Origin of the sequence: Constrictibacter sp. MBR-5 (assembly GCF_040549485.1) — a bacterium.
Taxonomy (GTDB): Bacteria; Pseudomonadota; Alphaproteobacteria; order JAJUGE01; family JAJUGE01; genus Constrictibacter.
On the sequence record NZ_JBEPTK010000048.1, the window covers coordinates 1 to 1378 of the forward strand.

The window sequence follows — 1378 nt, forward strand, 5'->3', positions numbered from 1 at the left end:
CTCAGCGAACAACACACCCGCGGGGTGGAGCAGCCCGGTAGCTCGTCAGGCTCATAACCTGAAGGTCGCAGGTTCAAATCCTGCCCCCGCAACCACCGACAGCCTAACTCCCCGTGAAACGGGTGTCAGGCTTTTCTTTTGTGCCGATGCCAGCGCCAGGATAGCGGCGAGCTCTCCGTGGAGTTCGGCGTGCACCTCGCCGCGCTTGGCGCCCGGCGTCAGCACCACCTTGGCGACCAGCGAGCGGATGACGTCCCCGGCCTCCAGCATGGCCTCGGGGTCGGTGAGGGCCTCGACCAGGTTGGCGACCTTGGCGGCGTAGAGCTCGGCGACGTTCGGCAGAATGGGCGGCAGCGCCGCCGGCGCCTGGGCGATGCGCGCCTCCAGCTGGACCTTACGAGCCTCGAGGTCTTTGAGCCGGGCCATGAGGGTCTGGCTGAAGCCGCCGTTCTCGATGGCAGCGACGATCTCGGAGAGCTTCTTCTCGGTCTGCTGCAGGGTGCGGCGATCCTCGGTAGCGGCGGCGGTGGCGTCGCGGTTGAGGCGATTGGTCTCCTCGTAGAAGGCGCGCACGGCGGCGGCGATCTTGTCCGGTGCCAGCAGCTTCTGCTTGAGGCCGTCGAGGACGCGCGTCTCGATTGCCGTGCGCAGGACCGTTCGGCCGTTATCGCAGGTGCCGCGCCGATAGTGTGCGGGGCATCCCAGCCGCCCGCGCTGCAGGCTCGTATAGGCGCTGCCACAGGTGCCGCAGACGATCAGGCCGGCGAGCAGGGACTTCGGTCGGTGTGCCGCGTTGAGGCGATTGTTGCGCGCCGCCCGTATGCCGGTGATCGCCGGTTCGAATGTCTCGGCGATCTGTGTCTGGCGCTCCTTCACGGCCTGCCACAGCGCGTCGTCGACGATCCTGAGGTCGGGCACATCCTGGATGATCCATTGCGATGCCGGGTTCTGGCGCGAGACGCGTTTGCCGGTGCTCGGGTCCTTCATGTAGCGCAGGCGGTTCCAGACCAGGCGGCCGATGTAGAGCTCGTTGTTGAGGATGCCGGTGCCGCGGCTGACGTGACCGCGGATCGCCGTATCCATCCAGGTGGTGCCGCGGGGTCCGGGGATCCCGGCCTCGTTAAGGTCCTTTGCGATCGCCCGGGGGCTCATGCCGGCGGCGAACTGGCGATAGATGCGTTGGACGATCGCGGCTTCCGCCGGGTTGATCGCGCGCTCGCCGCGGCCGGGCTCGGCCGTCGAGACGACGTCGTAGCCGTAACACAGGCCGCCGCCCGATCGGCCTGTGTTTCGGCGTGCAAGTTTGACCCCCTTGGCGGGGGTATCGGCGTTCAAAAATGACCCCCTGCTGGTGACGTTGATCAGACTGCCCACCGGC

At 67.5% G+C, this 1378-nt stretch carries 1 protein-coding gene and 1 tRNA gene; one reads left to right on the forward strand and one right to left on the reverse strand.

From position 1 onward, the window contains the following. The first annotated feature begins 18 nt into the window (after positions 1 to 18). Positions 19 to 95: transfer RNA gene (locus ABIE65_RS27800), tRNA-Met, on the forward strand. Here ABIE65_RS27800 and ABIE65_RS27805 read toward each other — a convergent pair. After that, on the reverse strand, positions 52 to 1374 hold the full coding sequence (locus ABIE65_RS27805; RefSeq protein ID WP_354081997.1) for a recombinase family protein: 1323 nt from the start codon (positions 1372 to 1374) through the stop codon (positions 52 to 54). The genes ABIE65_RS27800 and ABIE65_RS27805 overlap by 44 nt on opposite strands. Positions 1375 to 1378 lie beyond the last annotated feature (4 nt).